Below are 265 nucleotides of genomic sequence, written 5' to 3'. Positions count from 1 at the left end.
GGCGTTGATCGGCACGCTCTCCGGATGAGGCGCGTGGTTGGCGAGCACCTGCAGCATCGCGGCGCGGTCCTTCACGCCCTCGCCCATGCCGACGATGCCACCGCAGCAGACGCCGATCCCGGCCTCGCGCACGTTGGCGAGCGTCGCCAGGCGATCCTCGTAGGTGCGCGTCGAGATGATGTCGCCGTAGAAGTCGGGACCGGTATCGAGGTTGTGGTTGTAGGAGGTCAGGCCGGCCTCGGCGAGGCGCTCGGCCTGCGCCCGC

The 265-nt window shown here is 70.2% G+C and carries 1 protein-coding gene; it reads right to left on the bottom strand.

The genetic code is table 11. The annotated features are described in order from the left end of the window. Positions 1-265: radical SAM protein (locus WDW90_RS39745; RefSeq protein WP_336493074.1), on the bottom strand; the 265-nt coding region annotated here is incomplete at both ends.

Source organism: Methylobacterium nigriterrae, from assembly GCF_037106235.1.
GTDB classification, from domain to species: domain Bacteria; phylum Pseudomonadota; class Alphaproteobacteria; order Rhizobiales; family Beijerinckiaceae; genus Methylobacterium; species Methylobacterium nigriterrae.
The sequence above is the reverse complement of the archived record's forward strand: the minus strand, read 5'-3'. Positions and strand labels throughout refer to the sequence as shown.